Source organism: Gordonia alkanivorans (genome assembly GCF_004011905.1).
GTDB classification, from domain to species: domain Bacteria; phylum Actinomycetota; class Actinomycetes; order Mycobacteriales; family Mycobacteriaceae; genus Gordonia; species Gordonia alkanivorans.
This window is the reverse complement of record NZ_CP027114.1, coordinates 4,313,172-4,335,710: the sequence shown is the minus strand read 5'-3', so window position 1 is coordinate 4,335,710 and position 22,539 is coordinate 4,313,172. Positions and strand designations below refer to the sequence as shown.

The following is a 22,539-nucleotide window of genomic DNA, read 5'->3' as shown; positions in this document are numbered from 1 at the left end:
TCCCGACCGGCAGACGTCGATCGACGTCTGCCGGTCGGGTTGAGGTTCATCAGACGAAGCGAGCCCGGGACAACCGTCGTCCCGGGCTCGCTTCGTGGTCTGGATCAGCCGTGGTACGGCTCCGCGCTGACGAGGGTCACCTTGACGGTCGCGCCGCTGGGGACGGAGTACTCGCGGGTCTCGCCGACCTTGGCGTCGATGAGGGCCGAACCCAGGGGCGAGCTGGGTGAGTAGGTCTCGAGCTTGCCGCCCGAGGCGCCTTCTTCGCGGGTCGCGATGAGGAAGGTCTCGGTGTCCTTCTCGTCGCCGTCGTAGTAGACGGTGACGACGGAACCGGGAAGTGCGACGCCGGACTGGGTCGGGGCCTCGCCGACCTTCGCGTTGTTCAGCAGTTCCTGCAGCTGGCGAATGCGCGCTTCCTGCTGGCCCTGCTCTTCGCGGGCGGCGTGGTAGCCACCGTTCTCCTTGAGGTCGCCCTCTTCGCGTCGCTCATTGATCTCGGCAGCAATGACCGGACGATTGGCGATCAATGAGTCGAGTTCGCTCTTGAGGCGATCGTGCGACTCTTGGGTCAACCAGGTCACCTGGGTGTCGGTCATCGGTCACTCCTTCGTGTTGTCCGCGCCGCGATGCGACTCTTTCACCGCGCGGCATATGGACTGCTATAAATGCAGCAACACGACCCCTCGCGGAGCCGTGTATCCGATCATCGTACCAGCCGATGAGACCTATGGCACATCCGTTGTTCCAGCCGTTGCCGCGTCGAGTGCTTCCTGATAGGTGGGTTCGGCTCGTTTCAACCATCCCACAACGAAATACGTCACCGGCATGATGACGATCTCCACCAGGGTCTTCCAGACAAATCCGACAATCGTGTAGTTGACGAAATCTCCCCAGGTGGAGATACCGAGGGCGGTTGCCGCGATCGAACAGAAGACGAGGGTGTCCGCGAATTCGCCGACGATGGTCGATCCCAGAAGGCGTGCCCAGAGATGGCGCTCACCGGCGCGCTCTTTCATTTTGACCAACACGAATGAATTCAGGAATTCGCCCACCACATATCCGGCAAGGCCGGCGAGCAGGAATTGCGGAACGACGCCGGCGACGCTTGCGAAAGCCTCCTGGCCTTCGTAGAAATCGGCGGCGGGTAGATGAATGGTCAGCCAGAAGCACAGCGAGGCCAGGATGAGCACGGCGAAGCCCGCCAGGATCGTGCGGCGCATCGCGCGGAAGCCGTACACCTCGCTGATCACATCGCCCAGGACATAGGCGAGCGGGAACAGGAAGAAGGCACCGTCGGTGACCAGGCCCTGCATGTGTATGGGCCCCAGGTCGAGGTTGAGCCAGTCGTCGAACAGCACGACACCCTTGGTGCCGGTGACGTTGCTGATCAGCATCACACCGACGAACAGTGCGACGAGGAGCGGGAAATGGCGGCTGCCGATGGAGGCGAACGCGGCGCGGGGTGCTGCGGCGTCGCCCGGTGCGGTCTGCCGCGTGCTCACGACTCGGGCTGGAGGTAGGCGGGCACGTCGACGGTGCAGCCGAAGACCTCACCGATGACCGGAGGCTTGGAGGTGGTGACCTCGGTGCGGACGCCGATCCGTTCGACGGAGCCGGCCGGGATCAGGATCTCGCGACGACCGGTCTCGCTGCCGTCCTTCGATCGTCCGCGCACCACACAGGCCGCGGGCTTGCCCGGGTCGGAGCGGTCGACGGTGAACTGCACGGCGACGGTGTTGTCGTCGAGGATCTCGTAACCGGTCGCCTCGCCGGAGACATCGGCGGTGCCGAACTTGCTGTAACCGATCGCCGCCAGCGTGACGCCGGCCACGACTACGAGTATCGACAGGGCGCGAAACCAGCGCCGACGGGTCTGTGCGGACGCGGAATCCTCCGGGTAGGTCGCGCGCGGGCCGCTGCGAGGGCGCTCCGCGGCGCCCCCATCCGAACTGTTCACGCGTCAATACCTACCATGGGAGCAGTAGCGATCCGAAGGTGAGGAACTGTGACCGAATCCCACGCCGACGACCCGCAGCCGGGTGTGTTCCGTCTGATGGCGGTCCACGCGCACCCCGACGATGAGTCGAGCAAGGGTGCGGCCACGACCGCCAAGTATGCGGCCGAAGGCAACGAGGTGCTCGTCGTCACCCTGACAGGTGGCGAGCGCGGCGACATCCTGAACCCGGCGATGGACCGTCCCGGCATCAAAGAACGTATGACCGAGGTCCGCCGCGAGGAGATGGCCCGGGCCGCCGAGGCTCTCGGCGTGAAGCAGACCTGGCTTGGCTTCGTCGACTCCGGACTCCCCGAAGGAGACCCGCTGCCGCCGCTGCCGGAGGGCTCGTTCGCGACAGTCCCGCTGGAGGAGGCCACCGAGTCCCTCGTCCGACTGGTCCGTGAGTTCCGCCCGCACGTGATGATCACCTACGACGAGCACGGCGGATACCCGCATCCGGATCACATCCGGTGCCACGAGGTGTCGGTCGCGGCCTACGACCAGTCCGACGACCCCGACGCGTTCCCGGGAACCGGTGAGCCGTGGATGGTGTCGAAGCTCTACTACACACACGGTTTCATCCGCGACCGGATGGTGCTCTTCTCCGACGAGTTCGAGCGCCACGGCCAGGAGAGCCCGTTCACCGAGTGGCTCAGCAAGTGGGACCCGAGCCGAGGTGACCTGATGGGTCGGGTGACCACCCAGATCGAGTGCGCCAAGTACTTCCCACAGCGTGACGACGCACTGCGCGCGCATGCGACGCAGATCGATCCCAACGGCATGTTCTTCGCCGTACCGTTGGAATGGCAGCAACGACTGTGGCCGACCGAGGAGTTCGAGCTGGCCAAGACCCGCGTGAAGACCGCCCTCCCCGAAACCGATCTGTTCACCGGAATCGAGACGTGATGAACATCGACATCGTCAACACCGTGATGGTCGTCGCGGCCGAGGAGCCGCAGGGACCGGAATTCGGCAAGTCGTCCCCGCTCGGGCTCCTGGTGATCCTGTTGCTGCTGGTCGGGACCGCGTTCCTGATCTGGTCGATGAGTCGTCAGCTCAAGAAACTGCCGGAGTCCTTCGACACCGAGCACCCCGAGGCGGATCAGGCCTTCGACGAGGGCACCGACCCATCGGGGCCGATCGCTGCCACCGACGACGCTGCACCCGGAAGCCAGGACGCGACAAGCACGACCGGGACCGATGAGCGACGCCCGGCGGACACCTGACGGTTCGTCGAACATGCTGGGCTCGGCGACGAGCCCATATCTCCGGCAGCACGCCGACAATCCGGTCCACTGGCAGGAGTGGTCCGACGCCGCGTTGAACCTGGCACGCGAACGCGACGTGCCAGTGCTGCTGTCGGTCGGCTACGCGGCCTGTCACTGGTGTCACGTGATGGCGCACGAGTCCTTCGAGGACGACGCCACCGCGGCCCAGATGAACCGCGACTTCGTCTGCATCAAGGTCGATCGGGAGGAACGTCCCGACATCGACGCCATCTACATGAGCGCCACCGTCGCGATGACCGGGCAGGGTGGTTGGCCCATGACCTGCTTCCTCACCCCGGACGGCGACCCGTTCTACACCGGCACCTACTACCCGCCGCGGCCGCGCGGGCAGATCCCCTCCTTCCGTCAGGTGCTGACCGCGGTCACCGAGGCGTGGACGCAGCGTCGCGCCGACCTCGACGACACCGCCGCGAAGGTGCGCGAGCACATCGTGGTGAACACCTCCCCGTTGCCGGCGGGCACCGTCGCCGTCGACGACCGACTGCTCGCGCACGGCGTCCGCACCGTGCTCGACGACGAGGATCGTGAATTCGGCGGATTCGGCGGCGCACCCAAATTCCCGCCCTCGGCGCTCCTCGAAGCGCTGATCCGGCACACCGAACGCACCGGCGACACCGCTGCGATCGAGACCGCCGCCCGAACCATGGACGCGATGGGCCGGGGCGGCATCTACGACCAGCTCGCCGGTGGTTTCGCCCGGTACTCGGTCGACGCCGGCTGGGTGGTACCCCACTTCGAGAAGATGCTCTACGACAACGCGCAACTGCTGCGGGCCTACGCACATCTGGCACGGCGGACCGGAGATCCGTTGGCACGCCGCGTCGTCGAGGAGACGGTCACGTTCCTCCGGCGGGACCTGCGGGTGCCGGGCGGATTCGCCTCGTCTCTCGACGCCGATGCCGACGGCGTGGAGGGGTCCACCTACGTGTGGACGCCGGACGAACTCGCCGAGGTCCTCGGACCGGAGACCGGACGCTGGGCCGCCGAGCTGTTCGTCGTGACCGAGCGGGGCACCTTCGAACACGGTCGCTCGACGCTGCAGCTCCCGACCGACCCGGACGACCGCGAGCGCTTCGCTGCCGTGTGTGCCGCGCTCCTCGAGGCGCGGGGTAGGCGTGTCCAGCCCACCCGCGACGACAAGGTCGTCACCGCGTGGAATGCCATGACGATCACCGCACTCGCCGAGGCCGGTGCCGGGCTGGGTGACACCGGCTACGTCGACGAGGGAGTTCGTTGCGCCGACGAGTTGCTGAGCAACCACCTGGTCGGTGGGCGGCTCCGTCGTTCCTCGCTCGGCGGACACGTGGGCGAGACCGACGGCGGGCTCGACGACCACGCGGCGCTGAGCACGGCTCTGCTGACGCTGTTCCAGGTCACCGGTGAAACCCGGTGGCTGGGAGCGGGAGCGGGAGTGCTCGACACCGCGATCGAACTGTTCGCGGATCAGGAGGCGCCCGGCGCCTGGTTCGACGCCACCGGTGAAGGGCTCATCGCCCGGCCCCGTGATCCGATCGACGGTGCCACCCCGGCGGGGGCGTCGCTGATGGCCGAGGCGCTGCTCACCGCATCCATGCTCGCCGACCCGGCCAAGGCGGTCGGTTATGCAGAACTGCTGGAGCACAGTCTGTCCCGCGCATCGGTGATCGTCGACAAGCTGCCGCGATCGGCCGGGCACTGGATGTCGGTGATGTCGGCGCGGGTCGCCGGGCCGGTGCAGATAGCCGTGGCAGAAGGGTCGGCGTCGAACCATGCGCTGACCCGGGCGGCGTGGTCGCACGTCCCCGGCGGAGCGGTCGTCGTTGCCGGCGAACAGGATTCACACCCGCTGCTCGTCGCGCGGGGCCCGATCGACGGACGCGACGCCGCCTACGTGTGCCGGGGAACGGTCTGCGGGCTGCCGGTCACGGACGAGGAATCGGTCGTCGCGCAGCTGGGGTGAGGCCGGCAGACCACGCAGGTGTCGGATCCGTCCGGACGGGTATTGATGAGTATGCGCATCTCCACTCTGATCGGGACCTCGCTCGCCACCGCCGCAGCCGGTGCCATCGGCAGCGTGGTGACCAAACCCGCTGTCGAGACCTGGTATCCGCGGCTGAAGAAGCCGTCGTTCGTGCCGCCGACCTGGGTGTTCCCGGTGGCCTGGACCGCCCTCTATGCCGACATCGCGGTCACCTCCGCCACCGCGATCGACGGTTTGGGCGAGTCGCCGGCCCGAGAAGAGAAGCAGGCGTACCTCGCCGCGCTCGGTGCCAATCTCGCTCTCAACGGGGCGTGGAGCTGGATCTACTTCGGCAGAGGGGCGCTGGGTACCGCGTCGGTGGCCGCCGCGGCCCTCACGGTCAGCAGCGCCGACCTGGCCCGGCGTACCGCGGCCGTGAATCCGCCGGCCGGGGCCGCGCTCGCCGCCTACCCGGCGTGGTGCGCCTTTGCCACGGTCCTGTCGACGTCGACCTGGTGGCTCAACCGCGACCGTGAGCGCGTATCACACTGACCGGGATCGCAGTTCGTCCAGCGATTCGGCGAATCGTTCGATCGCCCAGTCGATCTCCTGAGCGGTGATGACGAGGGGAGGCGCGAGCCGAAGCGTCGATCCATGGGTGTCCTTGGCCAGCACGCCGTGCTCGGCGAGGCGGAGGCAGAAGTCCTTGCCGGTGCCGAGCACCGGATCGAGATCGATACCAGCCCAGAGTCCCAGACCGCGGGTCGCGACGATGCCGCGGCCGACGAACTCCCTCAGCCGCGTGTGTAAGTGGTCGCCGAGGTCGGTGGCGCGTTCCTGCCAGGTGCCGTCGGCGAGCATGTCGACGACGGTGTGGCCGATCGCCGCGGCGAGGGGGTTCCCGCCGAAGGTCGAGCCGTGCTGTCCGGGGTGGAGGACGCCGAGGACATCGCGGTTCGCCACCACCGCGCTGACCGGTACGATCCCGCCACCGAGCGCCTTGCCGAGCAGGTAGACATCGGGTACGACGCCCCAGTGTTCGACGGCGAAGGTACGTCCCGTGCGACCCAGGCCCGATTGGATCTCGTCGGCGATCAGCAGGACGTCGTTGTCGGTACACAGAGCACGTACCCGCGGGAGGTAGTCATCGGGCGGGACGATGATCCCGGCCTCGCCCTGGATGGGTTCGAGCAGGATGCCGACGGTCGTCTCGTCGATCGCGGCAGCGATCGCCTCGACGTCGCCGTACGGGACACGGACGAAACCCGGTGTGTACGGACCGAATCCGGCGCGAGCATCAGGGTCGTCGCTGAACGAGATGATCGTCGTGGTGCGGCCGTGGAAATTACCGCCGGCGACGACGATCGTCGCGCGGCCGTCGGGGACGCCCTTGACGTCGTAACCCCACTTTCGGGCGACCTTGATCGCAGACTCGACGGCCTCGGCGCCGGTGTTCATCGGCAGCACCATCTCCTTGCCGCACAGTTCCGCGAGTGCGGCGCAGAACGGTTCGAGACGATCCGAACGGAACGCACGACTGGTGAGGGTGACCCGTTCGATCTGTTCGAGTGCCGCGGCGACGATCCGCGGATGGCGATGTCCGAAGTTGACCGCCGAGTACGCGCCCAGACAGTCGAGGTGGCGCTTGCCGTCGACGTCGGTGATCCACACACCCTCGGCGGTCGCAGCGGTGACCGGGATCGGGGAGTAGTTGTGTGCCACATGCGGTTCGGCGTCGGTCGTGGAACCTGCAGAAGATGTCACACCGTGGGGGATGAGCGTGTCGGACATGAGCGTATCTCCTGGAGTTCCAATGTGCAGCACTTGACCCTGCCGCCGCCCTTGAGCAACTCGGAGAGATCGACGGTCACCGGCCGGAACCCGGCCTCGCGCAGCTCTGCCTCGAGATGCGGTGCGCGATCGGTCATCACGACGTCGAGTCCGTCGGAGACCAGGTTGAGGCCGAGCACGGCCGCGTCGGCGTCGGTGGCGATGATGGCGTCGGGGAACAGCTCGTCGCGCAGTCGGCGTGAGCGTGCGGAGAATGCGGCGGGGTGGTAGGCGATCGTGCGGTCGTCGAGGACGCCCAGCGCGGTGTCGAGGTGGTAGAACCGCGGGTCGACAAGTTCGAGGGTTCGTACACCGATCGCAGGGTGTGCCATTGGGCGAGGGCCCGGTCGGTGTCCACCGGAACCGAGGTGTCCATCCAGGGATTGATCGCATAGGACACCGTGAAGTGCACGGGCGGGGTCATCGCGTAGGTCCTTGGCCGCGCCTGGCGTACCGGGGGCGCGGCGATACCCGGGCTCGTCAGCGTCATGAATCGAGCGTATCGTCGGCAATCTATGCAAACAATCGCCGTGGATTGCGTATGAGTGCAACAAAACGTCACAGCACTAGAGGGGAGTGGTCATCCATTGCGTACGCTCGACGATCTGGATGAGAAGGTGATCGCCTGCCTCACCCGTGACGCCCGCGCGACCTATGCCCAGATCGGTGACGAGGTCGGGCTCTCCGCCCCCGCGGTCAAGCGTCGGGTCGACCGTCTACTCGACGACGGGGTGATCCGGGGATTCACCGCCATCGTCGATCCGCACGCGATGCAGTGGACGACCGAGGCCTATGTGCAGGTGTACTGCCGCGGCAACATCTCGCCGGACGAGCTCAAGGCGTCGTGGGAACCGATCCCGGAGGTGGTCAGCGCGGCGACCATCTCGGGTCAGGCCGACGCCATCCTGCGGGTGCGGGCCCGCGACGTGCGCCACCTCGAGCAGGCACTCGAACGCATCCGTGCCGCCGGTCCGGTGGACAAGTCCGAGTCGATCATCGTCCTCAGTGAACTGATAGACCGCGGTCACCCGTAGACCGCGTTGTGTTAGTGTTGTCGCCGTGATCAGCACCGTGCGCGCATATTGGCGCTTTATCGAGGCTCCGGGTGGGGCCACGATGAAGCGCTGACCAAGCGCGCGCACGTAACACCCGGAGCCCGAGCAGCGACCCTACGGTCGCTGCTCTTGTCGTTTTGAGCGGGGCTCCACCACTAGGCGTGCCCCGGTTGGACCACCGACAGGGCATGACCTCGAAAGGCACACACCGTGACCACTCTCCCGGATTCCACGCGTACGGCAGACAAGGCCGAATCGACCTCTGATCGTCGGATCAAGTCCTTCCGTCCGATCCCGTCTCCCGACACCGTCCGCGCCGAACTGCCCCTGACCGCGCGTCGTGCGCTCGCCGTTGCCCGCGACCGTGACGAGATCGCCGACATCCTCGCCGGCCGCGACGACCGTCTTCTCGTGATCGCCGGACCGTGCTCGGTGCACGATCCGATCGCCGCGATCGACTACGCACGGCGTCTGGCGCCGCTGGCCGAGGCCTACGCCGATCGTCTGAAGATCGTCATGCGGGTCTACTTCGAGAAGCCGCGCACCACGGTCGGGTGGAAGGGTCTGATCAACGACCCCGGCATGGACAACACCTTCGACGTCGAGCGCGGTCTGCGGACCGCCCGGTCGTTGCTGCTCGACATCATCGACCTCGGACTGCCCGTCGGCTGTGAGTTCCTCGAACCGACCAGCCCGCAGTACATCGCCGACGCCGTCGCGTGGGGCGCCATCGGCGCCCGCACCACCGAGTCGCAGGTGCACCGCCAGCTCGCGTCGGGCCTGTCGATGCCGATCGGCTTCAAGAACGGCACCGACGGAAACGTCCAGGTCGCCATCGACGGTGTGAAAGCCGCTGCGGCTGAACATGTCTTCTTCGGAGTCGACGACTTCGGCAACGGCGCGGTCGTCGAGACCGCGGGCAACGAGGACTGCCACATCATCCTGCGTGGCGGCACCCGCGGACCCAACTTCGACGCCGAGTCGATCGCGTCTGCGGCTGCGGCCCTGGACAAGGCCGGTCTGCCCGCACGCGTGATGATCGACTGCTCGCACGCCAACTCCGGTAAGGACCACATCCGCCAGGCGGAGGTCGCGACCGAGATCGCGGCGATCCTGCGTGCCACTCGCGAGGCCGGCGAGGCGTCGAACATCAGCGGCGTCATGCTGGAGAGCTTCCTCGAGCCCGGCGCGCAGTCGACCGACGCCACCCCGCTGGTCTACGGCAAGTCCGTCACCGACAAGTGCATGGGCTGGGAGGCCAGCGCCACCGTCCTCGACGCGCTCGCGCGCGCCTGACCCTTCGATACGCCCCTCCGCAAGCTCCGGGGCTACTCAGGGAGCGGATTGGCCTACGTCGACTTCGGGAGAGGCGTCGGGAATCGTGACGACGGCGCGTCGTCGCAATGAGCCGCGTGGTGACCGCACCGATGGCGCCACGCGGAACTCGGCCTCCCAGCGGTCGCGGTACACGCGATTGAGCAGGTAGCCGCGCTGGGAGTTGCCGAACCGCACGTGCGGCGAGGCGGCCTTCAATGCGCGGTCGCCGTCGTCGCTGTCCTCGCCGTCGCCGCCGGAGGTGATCGACGTCGTGGCTAGTTCGATTCCGCGGGTGGGGGAGTCGTCGACGTAGTCGGCCCGTAGGTCGGCGACGACACTCCGGTGGATGTCGCCGGCGAGGGAGACGAGGTTGTGTACGCCGCGGCGTGCCGCCCCGTCTAGGACGCGTCGTCGCGATGCCTCGTAGCCGCTCCACCCGTCCATGCTGACCGCCCGCGACCCGCCGCGCGCGAGGTCGGCCATCGGGACCTGCTGGGCGAGGACATCCCATCGGGCGTTACTCGACGCCAGGCCGTCGAGTAGCCAGCGTTCCTGCGCGTCACCGAGGATCGTCCGGGACGGATCCGCGGTGCGGGCGTTCTGCGGGGAGTCGTTGTCCCCGTTGGCCTGATCGTCGCGGTGGCTGCGGGTGTCGAGGACGTTGATCTCCGCGAGGTCGCCGAAGGCGAGACGCCGATGAGCGCGGATGACGGTGCCGTCGGGTCGTGCGGTGGTCCGCACCGGGGTGTTCTCCCACCATGCCCGCAATGCACTGGCGCGCCGGAGAGCGAACTGCGACATGGTGGTCTCATCCTCGGGAATCGTTGCGGCCCAGTTGTTGTCGACCTCATGGTCGTCGAAGGAGATCACGAACGGCGACATCGCGTGGGCCTGTTGCAGGTCAGGGTCGGACTTGTAGAGCGCGTACCGCTCCCGATAGTCGTCGAGGCCGACTGCCTCGTGGGTCGCCGATGCCGGCCGGGTCGCGCCGCGGCGGGCGTCGAGCGGGATCGGCTTCTCGTAGATGTAGTCGCCGAGGTGCAGCACCAGATCCGGTGCGTGCGCCGCCATGTCGGCGAAAGCGTGGTAGTAGCCGTCAGCCCAGTTCTGGCACGACGCCACGGCGATCGACAGCGCACCCGGCCGGGCGGTCGGGGCCGGCGCGGTGCGGGTCCGGCCGATCGGCGAGATCTCGCCGAGTGCCCGGAAGCGGTAGAAGTGGTCGGCGGCCGGGGCGAGTCCGCGCACATCGACGTGGATGCTGTGGCCCCATTCCGGCGTCGCGTGGGCGGTCCCCCGGCGCACGACACGCGTCATCGATGCGTTTGTCGCGATCTCCCAGTCGACGCGGACCGGACGTGAACCCATCCCTCCTCCTGGGGCGAATGGGTTGCGCGCCAGTCGCGTCCACAACACGATGCCGTCCGGCAGGGGATCGCCGGAGGCGACGCCGAGCGCGAACAATGATCCGGACGACCCCGGGGTGGGGGTCGCAGGTGGGGTGGCGCCGAGAAGCCCGGGGGTGAACGCGAGTCCCGTCACCAGTCCTGTTGCGGTGAGGAATCGTCGACGGGTGGCGCCGCTACGAAGAGTGAGGTCGGGGTCCACCCGTAGTGCGGCACCGGACGGACCACGATCAGTTCTCGTCACGGCCCCACCCGATCACCCACGGCTGACCTCCACGGCACCGGCAGGAATCGGGCACATGATGTTCGGGTGAAGAAGGGTTTGTGTGCGCGGCACAGGCGGCGGTGGGTACCTGGTCCCTCAGGGGGACGACGGTCGGCCCTACCGCCGGGCGCCGATCCGGGGTGGGATTACGAAGGGGGGGCCGCGGGGTTGGGGTCGCGGAGTGGTGGAGGGAGGCGAACCGAGATGATGGACCAGATGATGCAGATGTGTCACCACATGACGATGTGGATGCACGGTATGGGCATGATGCCGCCGATGCACATGTGAACCCTCGGTGCGGGTCGGCGAGCGGATACTACCCCGCGACGACCAGCCAGGCGGCGGCGTAGTGGAGTAGTGCGGCGACCGCGGTGCAGAGGTGGAAGACCTCGTGGTGACCGAAGGTTCGCGGCCACGGGTTGGGCCAGCGCACCGCGTACAGGACTCCGCCGACGCTGTAGAGGACGCCGCCGAGGGCCAGCAGGATCATGATCAGGTAGCCGGTCTGTTCGACCAGCGCCGGGGCGACCACGACGATGACCCAGCCGAGCAGGATATAGAGCGTGACGCCCAGCCAGCGCGGGGCGCCCGGCCAGAGGATCTTCAGCAGCGAGCCGCCGAGCGCACCCGCCCACACGATGCCGAGCACCCACCAGCTCACCGGCGACGGCAGGCCGAGGGCGCAGAACGGTGTGTAAGTGCCGGCGATGAAGAGAAAGATCATCGCGTGGTCGGCTCGCTTCATCCGGATGCGGGCACGCGCCGTCTTCCACGGGATGCGGTGATAGGTGGCGCTGACGGTGAAGAGTCCGACGACGGTGATCGCATAGATCCCACACGTCAGCGCGGCGACGGCGCCGTCGAGGATCGCGGCCCCGATGACCAGCGCGAGACCGGCGACCGCTGCCACATAGGCGGAGTAGTGGTGGATCACGCCGCGCAGGCGTGGTCGATCGGCCACGTCCGGGGGCGGGCTCGACAGTGTGTTCACAAACCTACGGTACCGTAAGTTACTCGACTGTAGGGAGGCTCGCGGAGGTCGGCGGGGTCATTCTGCTCGCATCGCGGCGCGTAAGGTGTCCCACGTGACACGAGGCCGCGAAGGATGAAGCTGCTGCCGGATCGGGTGCGCCGTCCAGCTCTCACCATCTACGAACGTCGACTCATCCAACTCCTCGACACCCAGCGCCTACCGCGGCATGTCGCGATCATCTGCGACGGCAATCGTCGCTGGGCGCGCGAGGCGGGATTCGACGACGTCAGTCACGGACACCGCGTGGGTGCCCAGCGCATCGCCGACATGCTCGGCTGGTGCGCGGGCCTGGGCATCGAGGCCGTCACCATCTATCTCCTCTCCACCGAGAACCTGAACCGCTCGTCGGACGAGCTCGACGCTCTGCTCGAGATCGTGCCCGACATCGTCGACGAGATCTCCTCGCCCGACGGCGACTGGTGCATCCGCATCGTCGGCACCCTCGACGCCCTGCCCGAGGCCGTCGCCGGGCGCCTGCGGGTCGCGGCCGAGCGCACCAGCGAACGAGACGGCATGAACGTCAACGTCGCCGTCGGGTACGGCGGACGGCAGGAGATCGTCGACGCGGTGCGGGCGTTGCTCGACGAGAAGCGTGCCGCCGGCGCCACTGCCGAGGATATGATCGAGGCGGTCACCGTCGAGGCGATCGACGCCAACCTCTACACCAAGGGGCAGCCCGATCCCGACCTCGTGATCCGGACCTCCGGAGAACAGCGGCTGTCGGGATTCTTGCTGTGGCAGAGCGCCTACTCGGAGATCTGGTTCACCGACGCGTACTGGCCGGAGTTCCGCCGGGTCGACTTCCTGCGCGCGCTACGGGACTACTCGGCGCGCAGCAGGCGATTCGGCAAGTAGGTCGCGAAGGGCCTGCAGGTCGGCGGTGAAGGTCGACGCCGCAGGCGTACCGAACCCGACGACCAGACCGCCGTGCGGCAGGGGGTCGGCGTCCGGGTGACGGAACAGCGACAGTCCGACGAGCCCGATCCCTCGCCTGAACGCTTCGTGAACGAGTGCACCCTCGTCCGCGTGGTCGACGGGTATGACGGCATGCAGTCCGGCGGCGATGCCGGGTAGACCCAGACCGCACGCGGTGACGGCCTCGACGAGTGCGTCGCGGCGCTGTCGATACACCTGCCGGCTGCGGCGGATGTGTCGGTCGTACGCGCCGGAGTCGATCAGGTCGGCGAGGATCAGCTGGTCGACGATGCTCGCGTCGCCTTCTCGTACTCCCTTGGCGTTCATCACGACATCCATCAGATGAGGTGGCAGTGCGAGCCACCCGGCGCGCACGGCGGGGGAGAGGCTCTTGGACATCGAACCGGCGTGGATCACCACATCCGGGCCGAGTGCCTGCAGTGCACCGACCGGGTCGCGGTCGTAGCGGAACTCGCCGTCGTAGTCGTCCTCGACGATGACCGCGCCGGTGCGCCGAGCCCACTCGATCACCTGCATGCGTCGCGCCGGGGACAGTGGGACCCCGGTCGGGAACTGGTGGCTCGGGGACAGCAGGACCGCCGCGGCGCCACTGCGTTCGAGGTCGTCGATCACCATCCCCTCGTCGTCGACGGCGATCGGGACCACTCTGGTGCCGCCCCGTACGACTGCCTGCCAATGGAAGGGCAGGCCGTGACCCTCGACGGCGAGGACGTCGCCGAAGACAGTGCGTGACAACAGTTCCAATGCGGACTGGACCGCGGTGCCGAGCACGATCAGGTCGGCGGTGGTCCGGACGCCGCGCGTCCGGCTCAGGTACCCGCTGAGGGCGCGACGCAGTTCGGCCCGGCCCTGAGGGTGGGTCGGTGCAAACACCTCGTCCCCGGCACCGGTGAGAACCCGACGGGTTGCGCGAATCCAGTCGGTTCGCGGGAACATTCCCGCGCATGGTTGTCCGAGCGAGAAGTCGTGCGGGAAGCGGAAAGGCGAAGGCGTCGAGGGGCGTTCATCGGCTTTCCGGTTGCTCGCGGTCTCGGGATGTGCCGCGCCGTCGGCCACGCGTGTGGCGGAACCCTGGCGGGCGGTCAGCCAACCCTCCGCGATCAACTCCTGATACACGGCCGACACCGTGCCGCGGGCGAGGCCGAGGTCGGCGGCCAGCGAACGGTACGGCGGCAGTGCGGTTCCGGCGGGCAGGCGGCCGTCAAGGATGGCCGATCGCAGGGCCTCCGTGAGCGTTCGGCGCAGCGTCGCGCCGCGACCGCGTGCGCTGGCCCCCGGGTCCGGTTGCAGGTCGAGAAACAGATCGGCGCCGAGGCGCGCAGCCACCTCCGCCCACGGGTCGGTGGCGGTCGCGCTCGGATTGACCCTGTTTTCTTCCATCGGATTGGACCACTTTCTTGTGCTAATCCCGCACTAGCCTAAGTCCTGAAACCGAAGAACAGACAAGAGGCCGACGATGTCGGTGAGGAGGGGCGAGATGAAGATCGTGGTGATCGGGGCAAGCGGGGTACTGGGGAGCCGGGTGGCGGACCTGCTCGCCGAGCGCGGCAACGAGGTGGTGCGGGCGAACCGAGGCGCCGGGGTCGACGCCTACACCGGGGAGGGGCTGGCCCGGGCGATGTCCGGTGCCGATGTCGTGGTCGACTGCCTCAGTGTCGAGACGCTGAGCGCGAAGAAGGCCGTCGACTTCTTCCGGACGACGGCGCGCAACATCGGGCGAGCGGCGACCGCAGCCGCGGTCGGGCACGTCGTCTGCGTCTCGATCGTCAACGCGGACGATCCGACGGTGAACGCGAAATTCGGTTACTACCAGGGCAAGGCGGCTCAGGAAGCCGCCTACCGCGATGTCGTCGACCCGGCGACGCTGACCATCCTGGCGTCGGTGCAGTGGTTCGAACTCGCCGAACAGATGATGGGACGAATGGCTGTCGGTCCCGTCGCGATCGTGCCGAAGATGCGGTGTCGCCCCGCGGCCGCCGAGGACGTGGCGAAGGTGGTCGCGGACACCGCCACGGCGGGTCCGGTGACCGCCGACGCCGGCGGTGTTCGCAAGATCGAGGTCGCCGGGCCCGCCGAGATGAACCTCGTCGACGTGGCGAAAGCCGTTGCGGCGCAGCGAGGATCGCCGCGCTGGATCATCGGGGCGGCCGTAGGCGGATCGGCGATCCGAGGCGGGGGACTCGTGCCCGCGAATCCGGACGTGATCACCCCGACCACGCTCGAACAATGGCTCGCCCAGCGTTCCGGCGCGCACGCGGGTAGTGCGAGATGAGCGTGCGCCCGCGCCCGTCGACACGCATGTGGATCCCGCAGGACAATCCCGCCGTCTACAAGGCGCTCGTCGCGCTGCAGCGGGCGTCGTCGGCGGGTGTCGACGTCGAGATCGGCGAGCTGATCTCGATGCGGGTGTCGCAGCTGAACGGTTGTGCGTACTGCCTGCACATGCATGCCGGGGACGCGCTGGCCGCACAGATCGACCCGCACAAGCTGCTGATGCTCGCCACGTGGCGTGAGGCGGGGTCGCTGTTCTCGTCACGGGAGCGGGCGGTCCTCGCGCTCGCGGAACAACTCACGCGACTCGGCGAGGGTGGTGTCGACGACGCGGTGTTCGACGATGTACGAACATGTTTCGACGCGGCCACCACCGGCCAGCTGGTCGCGGCGATCGTGATGATCAACGCCTGGAACCGGATCGCCGTTGCCGGTGGGTACCCCGCGGGCCTGGACGAACGGCGTGTGTCGCAGGCCGCCGGCTGACCGCTGGTTGTCGCCGGCGGGTGTCCGCGGCGCTCCTCTCACCTCATCCGGCAGTGGGCTCATCATCCTGCGCTACGCGCATCAGCCGCGTTACACCATTGCGAACGGCGAGATCTCCATGCCGATCTCGAGAGAAGCGGCGATCTCCCGGATCTCGTCGTAATCGAAGACGACGTGGCCGGACAGGACGTCGACGTCTCGGCGCGCACGCTGCATCGGGTGGTCGAGGAAATGCACGCTTGCGCCCGATGCCTCGAGCAGGGTGCCGATCACCGCTCTCGATTCGTTCACGATCCGGGCCGCGGCGAGACGCGCCTGCGCACGCGTGCGGATGTCGACCGTCCCTCCGGCAGCGAGGATTTCGTCGATGGTCGCCGTGGTCTGCGCAAGCAGGCCCCGAAGAGCCTGTAGCCGGATTCGCGCGTCGCCCAGGCGAATCCGCGCTGCTGGCTTGTCCTTCTGCTTGACCATCTGGTAGGCGAGGACCCGTTCGGAGAGTCGTGCGGCGTACAGGTCGGCGACCCGCTCGGCCGTGCCCAGGGCGGGCATCGCGGCAAGCAGGGCGAGAGCGGGGACCATCGGCCAGCGATACGAGTAGTTGTCGTGCAGGGTCGCGCCAGGTGTCCTGCCCGCGTAGAGATCTCGAACTCGGACGGTGCGGTGCGCCGGTACGAAGGCGTTCTCGACGACCACGTCGTTGGACCCGGTCGCCCGCATGCCGTCGGTGTGCCAGACGTCCTCCACCCGCGCGTCGTCGATCGGCAGGAGCGCGAGGACGGCGTCGGGTCGGTCGCCGGTGACGATGGCACCCACCATCACCCAGTTGGCCTCCATGATGCCGGTCGCCCAGGACCAGCGCCCGGACACGGAGAAACCGCCATCCCGCGGCTCCGCGGTGCCGGTCGGTGCCAGAGGTGCCGGTGCGAGGTACGGGCGGTCGGCGAACGCCTCCTCCTGCGCCGCCTCGCTGAACAGTGCGGTGATCCAGCCGTGCAACGTATAGAAGCCCAGCGTCCAGGCGCTCGACGTGCAGCCGTGGGCCAGCCGCCGGACATGGTCGAGGATCTCGGGGAAGGGTGCCTCGAGTCCGCCGAACCTACTGGGGATCAACAGATCCAAGAGGCCGGAGTCGGTCGCGTCGCGGATGGTCTCGGCGGGCAGTTGCCGAAGTTCCTCCGCCCGGCCCGCGCGCTCGGCCAGGGAGGCGATGAATTCGTCGGTGATCAGCACCGTGCCGGATGTCGGGGTGTCCACGGATCGGAACGTAACATACAAAAAAGTATGGGGTGTCTGGTTCGGGCCAGAACCGCGGTTAGGGTGAGGGAATGGGGCGAGCGCAGGAGGGTGGCGGCGGCCACCTGTCGGCCGACGACTGGATCGAGCTCGGGTACGCGATCCTGGCCGAGGACGGATTCAAGCAGATCAAGATCGACACCGTCTGCAAACGCATGGGAGTCACCAAGGGCAGTTTCTACTGGCACTTCAAGGACATCGCGGCCTATCGTTCGGCGCTGGTCGCACGGTGGGGCGAGTGGAACGACGAGGAACACCAGAACTTCGCGGCCCTGGCCGACCTACCGCCGCGCGACCGCCTGCTGGGCTTGATCGCCCAACTGACGAGCCCGAGGCACTGGATGATCGAACGGGCGATGCGGGAATGGGCACGCTCGGATCCGAATGCCGAGGCGAGTATCCGGACGTCCGATCGTCGTGCGCGAGAAGCGGTGCGCCGGTGTCTCCTCGACCATGGAATGGATCCGAAGACCGCGTCGGTCCGGTCCAACTGGATCTTCGCGATGGGCATCGGGGCGCTGCACCTGTCCTACTCCGAGGAGGACCGCGCGTCCGCCGGACGCCACAGCGCGGAACTGGTGGACCTGATGCTCACACCGACATGATGGTCACGTCGGCCTGATGCTCACAGTTTGCGCAGGCGTACCCGGTTGATGGCGTGGTCGACGTCCTTGCGGAGCACCAGCGAGGCCCGCGGGCGGGTGGGCAGGATGTTCTCGATGAGGTTCGGCCGGTTGATCGAGGTCCACAGGTCCCGCGCCGCGGCCGTGGCCTGCTCGTCGGTGAGCGAGGCGTAGGCGTGGAAGTGGGAGTCCGGGTTGGCGAACGACGTGGTCCGCATCTGCAGGAACCGGGAGATGTACCACTCCTCGATGTCCTCGATCTTGGCGTCGACGTAGATCGAGAAGTCGAAGAGATCCGACACCATCAGCGTCGGGCCGGTCTGCAGGACGTTCAATCCCTCGAGGATGAGGATGTCGGGTTGCCGCACATAGTGATAGACGCTCGGCACGATGTCGTAGGCGAGGTGCGAGTAGACCGGCGCGGCCACCTCGCGCGCACCCGACTTCACCTCGGTCACGAACCGGAGCAGCGCACGCCGGTCATACGACTCGGGAAAACCCTTGCGATGCAAGATCCCTCGACGCTGCATCTCCGCCGTCGGCAACAGGAAGCCGTCGGTGGTGATCAGGTCGACCTTCGGATGCGACTCCCACCGGGCGAGCAACGCCGCGAGCACGCGAGCCGTCGTCGACTTGCCGACTGCGACACTGCCGGCGATACCGATGACGAACGGGACCTGCCGGTTGACCTGACGCTCGCCGAGGAAGGTCGAGGTGGCCGCAAAGAGTCGTTGGCGCGCAGCGACTTGCAGATGGATCAGACGCGAGAGGGGCAGGTAGACGTCGGCGACCTCCTCGAGGTCGATCTGCTCACCGAGACCCACGAGTTCGGCGAGCTCGTCCTCGTTCAGCACGAGGGGCATCGACTCACGCAGTTCGCGCCACTGCCGGCGGTCGAGTTCCAGGTACAGACTGGGGTCCCGATCACTGGCATTGCGAGCCATCAGCGCAGCTCCGGGGTCATGGTGAGCGCGGCTGCCCGGGTCGTCATGCGTAACAGCTTAGGGCCCACCTCTCGCCGCGACGCGGTGGGTCCGCGCGGTGCGTCCGCTCGCGGTAACGTGCCCGGTATGCCGGCCGATCACGCGACCCCCGACCTCGTCACCGACTACCTGCGGCTGGGGTTGGCGTTCGATCGGCTCGAAGAAGGTTTCGTCGACGCGTTCACCGGCGACCCGGCACTGCGCGCCGAGATCGCCAACGGACCCGCACCCGACCCGGCGCACCTGGCCGCACAGGCGCGGGCCCTGCGCGCCGACCTCCCCGGTGATCTCCCCGCGGACCGGGCGGAGTTCATCGGGTCCCACCTGCGGGCGCTCGAGTGCTCGGCCCGCAAGTTCGCCGGCGACGACATCTCCTTCGTCGACGAGGTCAACGCCTACTTCGACGTCGACATCGCCCTCGCCGACCCCGACCGCTACCGGCAGGCCCACACCGAACTCGCCGACGCACTCGGTATCGCCGATGCCAGCGGCGAGGATCTCCGCGACGCCTACGCCGCTCATCGTCGGGCCGACGAGATCCCCGCCGACAAGGTCGACGAATGCGTCCGGGCGTTCAGTGGTGCCCTTCGCGAACGTGTCCGCGCGCAGTATCCGTTGCCGGACAACGAGATCGTCGACTTCGAGGTCGTCACCGACAAGCCGTGGTCGGGGTTCAACTACTACCTCGGCGACTACTGGTCGCGGGTCGCGATCAACGCCGATCTGACGCAGTACATGTCGTCGCTCCCACACCTGATCGCCCACGAGGCCTACCCCGGCCACCACACCGAGCACTGCCGCAAGGAACAACTGCTCGTGGGCGCCGGGCAGCACGAGCAGTCGATCTTCCTCGTCAACACCCCGCAATGCCTGATGGCCGAAGGGCTCGCGGACCATGCCCTGACCGCCATCATGGGCAAGGAGTGGGGCGGCTGGGCGCAGGAGATCTACGCCGACCTCGGCCTGCGCTTCGACGCCGACCGGGCGACGCGGGTGGGACGGGCGACCTCCGGGCTCCTCACCGTCCGTCAGGACGCGGCCCTGATGCTGCACGACCAGCACGCCGACGCCGACACCGTCGCCGACTTCCTCCAGACGTGGTTGCTCGCACCGCCCGAGCGTGCCCGGCAGATGCTGCGCTTCCTCACCTCGCCGCTGTGGCGGGCGTACATCAGCACCTACGTCGAGGGTTACCGACTGCTCGAGAGTTGGCTCGACGCCGCGGACGACCGTGCCGCGGCCTTCGGACGGCTGCTCGACGAACCGCTCATCCCGGCGAGCCTGCGCCGTGAGCTGGTAGCGGGTTAGGGGATCGCGGCGCAGGTCCCTAGATGTACTGACCCGACAGGTTGGGTACGCGGTCGGCGGGTGAGTTGCCTCGGAGTGCGGTGTGGCCGCGTTCGTGATTGTAGATGCGAAGGAACTCGGGGAAGGCCGCGACGCGTTCGGTTTCACTGAGGTAGGGACGGGCGTAGGCCCATTCCTCCTGCAGGGTCCGGTTGAATCGTTCGACCTTGCCGTTGGTTTGCGGCCGGTACGGTCTGGTCCACTTGTGCTTAATCCCGTTTTCGTGCAACAAGTCCCGAAATATGCGGGACCGGTAACAAGAGCCGTTGTCGGTCATCACTCGCGCGGTGGTGACACCGATCGAGGCGAAGTGCGCCAACGCCCGAGTCATGAACGCGGTCGCGGTTTCCTTCTTCTCATCAGCGAGGATCTCGGAGTAGGCGTAGCGGGAGTGGTCGTCGACGGCGTGATGCAGATACGCGTACCCCAGGTTGGGGCGGCCAGCAACTTTGCGGGTTCGTCCAGGCTCGCGGTGGGCACTGGAGTTGCGGGTGCCCTGGGCGCGGCCGTGTACGCGATGTCCACCGCCGTCGGGGATTCTGCCGAGCTTTTTGATGTCGACGTGGATCAAGTCTCCGGGCGCTTGGTGTTCGTACCGGCGAATCTCGCGTCTGCGGGCACGTACCGGCGCCCCGGTTGCCGGGTCGATCCACGACAGTCGTAGGCAGCCGTAGCGGGTGAGGATGCGGTGCACCGTGGAGACGTTCAACCCCAGGTGGTATCCGATCCGGGCTGGCCCCCAGCGGCGGGAGACGCGTAACCCGACGACCCGGCGTTCCCGGCGCCGGCTGGTGCGATGCGGACACGATCGGGGCCGGCTGGACCGATCACCCATTCCGGCCGGCCCGTGGTCGCGGTAGCGATCCGCCCATCGCTTGGCCGTGGTGACTGACACGTTGAACCGGTCAGCTGCGCGGCGCAGTGGCCACCGGTCGTCCACAACACACCGAGCCAGACGCAACCGGCCAGTCGGGGACAGCGGTGAATTACGGTGGGACATGAAGACCTCCGGGTTGAGGAGCGGTTCTTAGACAGCTCCACACCTCACTCGGAGGTCTTCCCTATGTCACGTCGACTCGCCGAACTCTGTACCTAACGTTCCGGGTCAGTACACCTAGACTTGTCGCCATGACCGCGAACTCGTCATCCGTGAACTCGATGTCCCTGGCGGAGCTCGACCCCGACGTCGCCGCCGCCATGAACGGCGAACTCAGCCGTCAGCGGGACACTCTCGAGATGATCGCCTCGGAGAACTTCGTGCCGCGCGCGGTGCTGCAGGCGCAAGGCAGCGTGCTCACCAACAAGTACGCCGAGGGTTACCCGGGACGTCGTTACTACGGCGGCTGCGAGTACGTCGACGTGGTCGAGGACATTGCCCGCAATCGCGCCAAGGAACTGTTCGGCGCCGACTTCGCCAACGTCCAGCCGCATTCGGGCGCGCAGGCCAACGCGGCCGTGTTGCAGGCGCTGATGGAGCCGGGGGAGACCATGCTCGGTCTCGATCTCGCCCACGGCGGTCACCTCACGCACGGCATGCGCCTGAACTTCTCCGGCAAGCTCTACGAGAACGCCTTCTACGGCGTGAGCAAGGAAGACTTCCGGATCGACATGGACGAGGTGCGCAAGATCGCCCTCGACGTGAAGCCGAAGGTCATCGTCGCCGGCTGGTCGGCCTACCCGCGGACCCTCGACTTCGAGGCGTTCCGCTCGATCGCCGACGAGGTGGGCGCACACCTGTGGGTCGACATGGCGCACTTCGCCGGGCTCGTCGCCGCGGGCCTGCACCCGTCGCCGGTGCCGCATGCCGACGTCGTCAGCTCGACCGTGCACAAGACCCTCGGCGGACCCCGCTCCGGCATCATCCTCGCCAAGCAGGAGTGGGCCAAGAAGCTCAACTCGGCCGTGTTCCCCGGCCAGCAGGGCGGACCGCTCATGCACGCGATCGCCGGCAAGGCCGTCGCGCTCAAGATCGCCGGTACCGAGGAGTTCGCCGAGCGGCAGCGCCGCACCATGTCGGGCGCGAGCATCCTCGCCGAACGCCTCAACGGTGAGGACGTCGCCAAAGCCGGCGTCTCGGTCCTGACCGGCGGCACCGACGTCCACCTCGTGCTCGTCGACCTGCGCAACAGCGACCTCGACGGCCAGCAGGCCGAGGATCTGCTCCACCAGGTCGGGATCACGGTCAACCGGAACGCGGTGCCGTTCGACCCGCGTCCGCCGATGGTCACCTCGGGTCTGCGCATCGGCACCCCCGCGCTGGCCACCCGTGGCTTCGGCGACGAGGAGTTCACCGAGGTCGCCGACATCATCGCGACGGCGCTCGCCGCAGGTTCGTCGGCGGACGTCTCGGCCCTGCGTGGCCGGGTCTCCAAGCTCGCCCTCGACTTCCCGCTGTACGAGGGACTCGAGGAGTGGGGACTGATGAGCCGCATCTGAGCCGTGGCCGACCGCTCGGATGTGACCTGAA

Annotated in this window: 23 protein-coding genes; 12 read left to right on the top strand and 11 right to left on the bottom strand. The window is 67.7% G+C overall.

From position 1 onward, the window contains the following. Window positions 1-104: 104 nt before the first annotated feature. The 3 genes from greA to C5O27_RS19660 form a co-directional block, all read right to left on the bottom strand. Window positions 105-599, bottom strand: coding sequence for a transcription elongation factor GreA (greA, locus tag C5O27_RS19670; protein ID WP_005195705.1), 495 nt, complete (start codon window positions 597-599; stop codon window positions 105-107). A gap of 129 nt (window positions 600-728) precedes the next feature. Beyond that, on the bottom strand, window positions 729-1,505 hold the full coding sequence (locus C5O27_RS19665; RefSeq protein ID WP_127963445.1) for a queuosine precursor transporter: 777 nt from the start codon (window positions 1,503-1,505) through the stop codon (window positions 729-731). Then, entirely contained in the window at window positions 1,502-1,960 is a 459-nt protein-coding gene (locus tag C5O27_RS19660) for a DUF4307 domain-containing protein (RefSeq protein ID WP_006357701.1), read from the bottom strand. The genes C5O27_RS19665 and C5O27_RS19660 overlap by 4 nt, the downstream gene beginning before the upstream one ends. A 48-nt stretch (window positions 1,961-2,008) precedes the next feature. Between C5O27_RS19660 and mca the strand changes: the two genes are divergently transcribed. The 4 genes from mca to C5O27_RS19640 are packed head-to-tail and all read left to right on the top strand — an operon-like array spanning window position 2,009 to window position 5,779. Continuing rightward, window positions 2,009-2,905 (top strand): mycothiol conjugate amidase Mca, encoded by an 897-nt coding sequence (gene mca, locus C5O27_RS19655; protein WP_127963444.1) that lies wholly within the window; start codon window positions 2,009-2,011, stop codon window positions 2,903-2,905. After that, on the top strand, window positions 2,905-3,225 hold the full coding sequence (locus tag C5O27_RS19650; RefSeq protein WP_006357703.1) for a hypothetical protein: 321 nt from the start codon (window positions 2,905-2,907) through the stop codon (window positions 3,223-3,225). Before mca ends, C5O27_RS19650 begins: the two co-directional genes overlap by 1 nt. Window positions 3,226-3,238: 13 nt before the next feature. After that, the gene (locus tag C5O27_RS19645; protein ID WP_127963887.1) at window positions 3,239-5,227 is read left to right on the top strand and encodes a thioredoxin domain-containing protein; all 1,989 of its coding nucleotides are present in this window, start codon (window positions 3,239-3,241) and stop codon (window positions 5,225-5,227) included. Between the two features lie 51 nt (window positions 5,228-5,278). Beyond that, window positions 5,279-5,779 (top strand): TspO/MBR family protein, encoded by a 501-nt coding sequence (locus tag C5O27_RS19640; RefSeq protein ID WP_006357705.1) that lies wholly within the window; start codon window positions 5,279-5,281, stop codon window positions 5,777-5,779. Here C5O27_RS19640 and rocD read toward each other — a convergent pair. Then, window positions 5,771-7,018, bottom strand: coding sequence for an ornithine--oxo-acid transaminase (gene rocD / locus C5O27_RS19635; RefSeq protein WP_127963443.1), 1,248 nt, complete (start codon window positions 7,016-7,018; stop codon window positions 5,771-5,773). The genes C5O27_RS19640 and rocD overlap by 9 nt on opposite strands. After that, the gene (locus C5O27_RS19630; RefSeq protein ID WP_006357707.1) at window positions 6,988-7,389 is read right to left on the bottom strand and encodes a hypothetical protein; all 402 of its coding nucleotides are present in this window, start codon (window positions 7,387-7,389) and stop codon (window positions 6,988-6,990) included. Before C5O27_RS19630 ends, rocD begins: the two co-directional genes overlap by 31 nt. A gap of 255 nt (window positions 7,390-7,644) precedes the next feature. On the opposite strand from C5O27_RS19630, the gene C5O27_RS19625 reads away from it, so the two are divergent. Together C5O27_RS19625 and C5O27_RS19620 are read left to right on the top strand one after the other, a co-directional pair. Next, window positions 7,645-8,091 (top strand): Lrp/AsnC family transcriptional regulator, encoded by a 447-nt coding sequence (locus C5O27_RS19625; protein WP_006357708.1) that lies wholly within the window; start codon window positions 7,645-7,647, stop codon window positions 8,089-8,091. A 231-nt stretch (window positions 8,092-8,322) separates the two neighbouring features. Next, complete coding sequence (locus C5O27_RS19620) at window positions 8,323-9,408, top strand: 3-deoxy-7-phosphoheptulonate synthase (protein ID WP_006357709.1); 1,086 nt, start codon at window positions 8,323-8,325, stop codon at window positions 9,406-9,408. Between the two features lie 36 nt (window positions 9,409-9,444). Here C5O27_RS19620 and C5O27_RS19615 read toward each other — a convergent pair whose 3' ends face one another. Together C5O27_RS19615 and trhA are read right to left on the bottom strand one after the other, a co-directional pair. Then, window positions 9,445-11,079, bottom strand: coding sequence for an alkaline phosphatase D family protein (locus C5O27_RS19615; RefSeq protein WP_035750507.1), 1,635 nt, complete (start codon window positions 11,077-11,079; stop codon window positions 9,445-9,447). 337 nt (window positions 11,080-11,416) lie between these two features. Next, complete coding sequence (gene trhA / locus C5O27_RS19610; protein ID WP_006357711.1) at window positions 11,417-12,091, bottom strand: PAQR family membrane homeostasis protein TrhA; 675 nt, start codon at window positions 12,089-12,091, stop codon at window positions 11,417-11,419. A gap of 114 nt (window positions 12,092-12,205) precedes the next feature. Between trhA and C5O27_RS19605 the strand changes: the two genes are divergently transcribed. Then, window positions 12,206-12,988 carry an isoprenyl transferase gene (locus C5O27_RS19605; protein ID WP_127963442.1) on the top strand — a complete coding sequence of 261 codons (783 nt, stop codon included), beginning with the start codon at window positions 12,206-12,208 and terminating at the stop codon, window positions 12,986-12,988. Here the strand turns inward: C5O27_RS19605 and pdxR are convergent. After that, window positions 12,947-14,449: a MocR-like pyridoxine biosynthesis transcription factor PdxR gene (gene pdxR / locus C5O27_RS19600; RefSeq protein WP_006357713.1), complete on the bottom strand. Its 1,503-nt coding sequence runs from the start codon at window positions 14,447-14,449 to the stop codon at window positions 12,947-12,949. The genes C5O27_RS19605 and pdxR overlap by 42 nt on opposite strands. A gap of 97 nt (window positions 14,450-14,546) precedes the next feature. On the opposite strand from pdxR, the gene C5O27_RS19595 reads away from it, so the two are divergent. Next, window positions 14,547-15,341: an SDR family oxidoreductase gene (locus C5O27_RS19595; protein ID WP_006357714.1), complete on the top strand. Its 795-nt coding sequence runs from the start codon at window positions 14,547-14,549 to the stop codon at window positions 15,339-15,341. Next, entirely contained in the window at window positions 15,338-15,826 is a 489-nt protein-coding gene (locus C5O27_RS19590; RefSeq protein WP_006357715.1) for a carboxymuconolactone decarboxylase family protein, read from the top strand. Before C5O27_RS19595 ends, C5O27_RS19590 begins: the two co-directional genes overlap by 4 nt. Window positions 15,827-15,916: 90 nt before the next feature. On the opposite strand, the gene C5O27_RS19585 is transcribed toward C5O27_RS19590, so the two are convergent. Next, window positions 15,917-17,080, bottom strand: coding sequence for an acyl-CoA dehydrogenase family protein (locus tag C5O27_RS19585; RefSeq protein ID WP_006357716.1), 1,164 nt, complete (start codon window positions 17,078-17,080; stop codon window positions 15,917-15,919). A gap of 71 nt (window positions 17,081-17,151) precedes the next feature. On the opposite strand from C5O27_RS19585, the gene C5O27_RS19580 reads away from it, so the two are divergent. Beyond that, complete coding sequence (locus C5O27_RS19580) at window positions 17,152-17,724, top strand: TetR/AcrR family transcriptional regulator (RefSeq protein ID WP_006357717.1); 573 nt, start codon at window positions 17,152-17,154, stop codon at window positions 17,722-17,724. A 20-nt stretch (window positions 17,725-17,744) separates the two neighbouring features. On the opposite strand, the gene coaA is transcribed toward C5O27_RS19580, so the two are convergent. Further along, a complete protein-coding gene (gene coaA, locus C5O27_RS19575) occupies window positions 17,745-18,686 on the bottom strand; it encodes a type I pantothenate kinase (protein ID WP_006357718.1) in 942 nt (313 codons plus the stop codon). A 126-nt stretch (window positions 18,687-18,812) separates the two neighbouring features. Here coaA and C5O27_RS19570 point away from each other — a divergent pair, with 126 nt between their 5' ends. After that, window positions 18,813-20,033, top strand: a complete 1,221-nt coding sequence (locus C5O27_RS19570) for a hypothetical protein (RefSeq protein ID WP_006357719.1) — start codon at window positions 18,813-18,815, stop codon at window positions 20,031-20,033. A gap of 19 nt (window positions 20,034-20,052) precedes the next feature. Here the strand turns inward: C5O27_RS19570 and C5O27_RS19565 are convergent, their stop codons facing one another. Continuing rightward, window positions 20,053-21,072: an IS481 family transposase gene (locus tag C5O27_RS19565; protein ID WP_127963441.1), complete on the bottom strand. Its 1,020-nt coding sequence runs from the start codon at window positions 21,070-21,072 to the stop codon at window positions 20,053-20,055. A gap of 128 nt (window positions 21,073-21,200) precedes the next feature. On the opposite strand from C5O27_RS19565, the gene glyA reads away from it, so the two are divergent. Continuing rightward, window positions 21,201-22,508, top strand: coding sequence for a serine hydroxymethyltransferase (gene glyA, locus C5O27_RS19560; protein ID WP_279636557.1), 1,308 nt, complete (start codon window positions 21,201-21,203; stop codon window positions 22,506-22,508). Window positions 22,509-22,539: the final 31 nt, after the last annotated feature.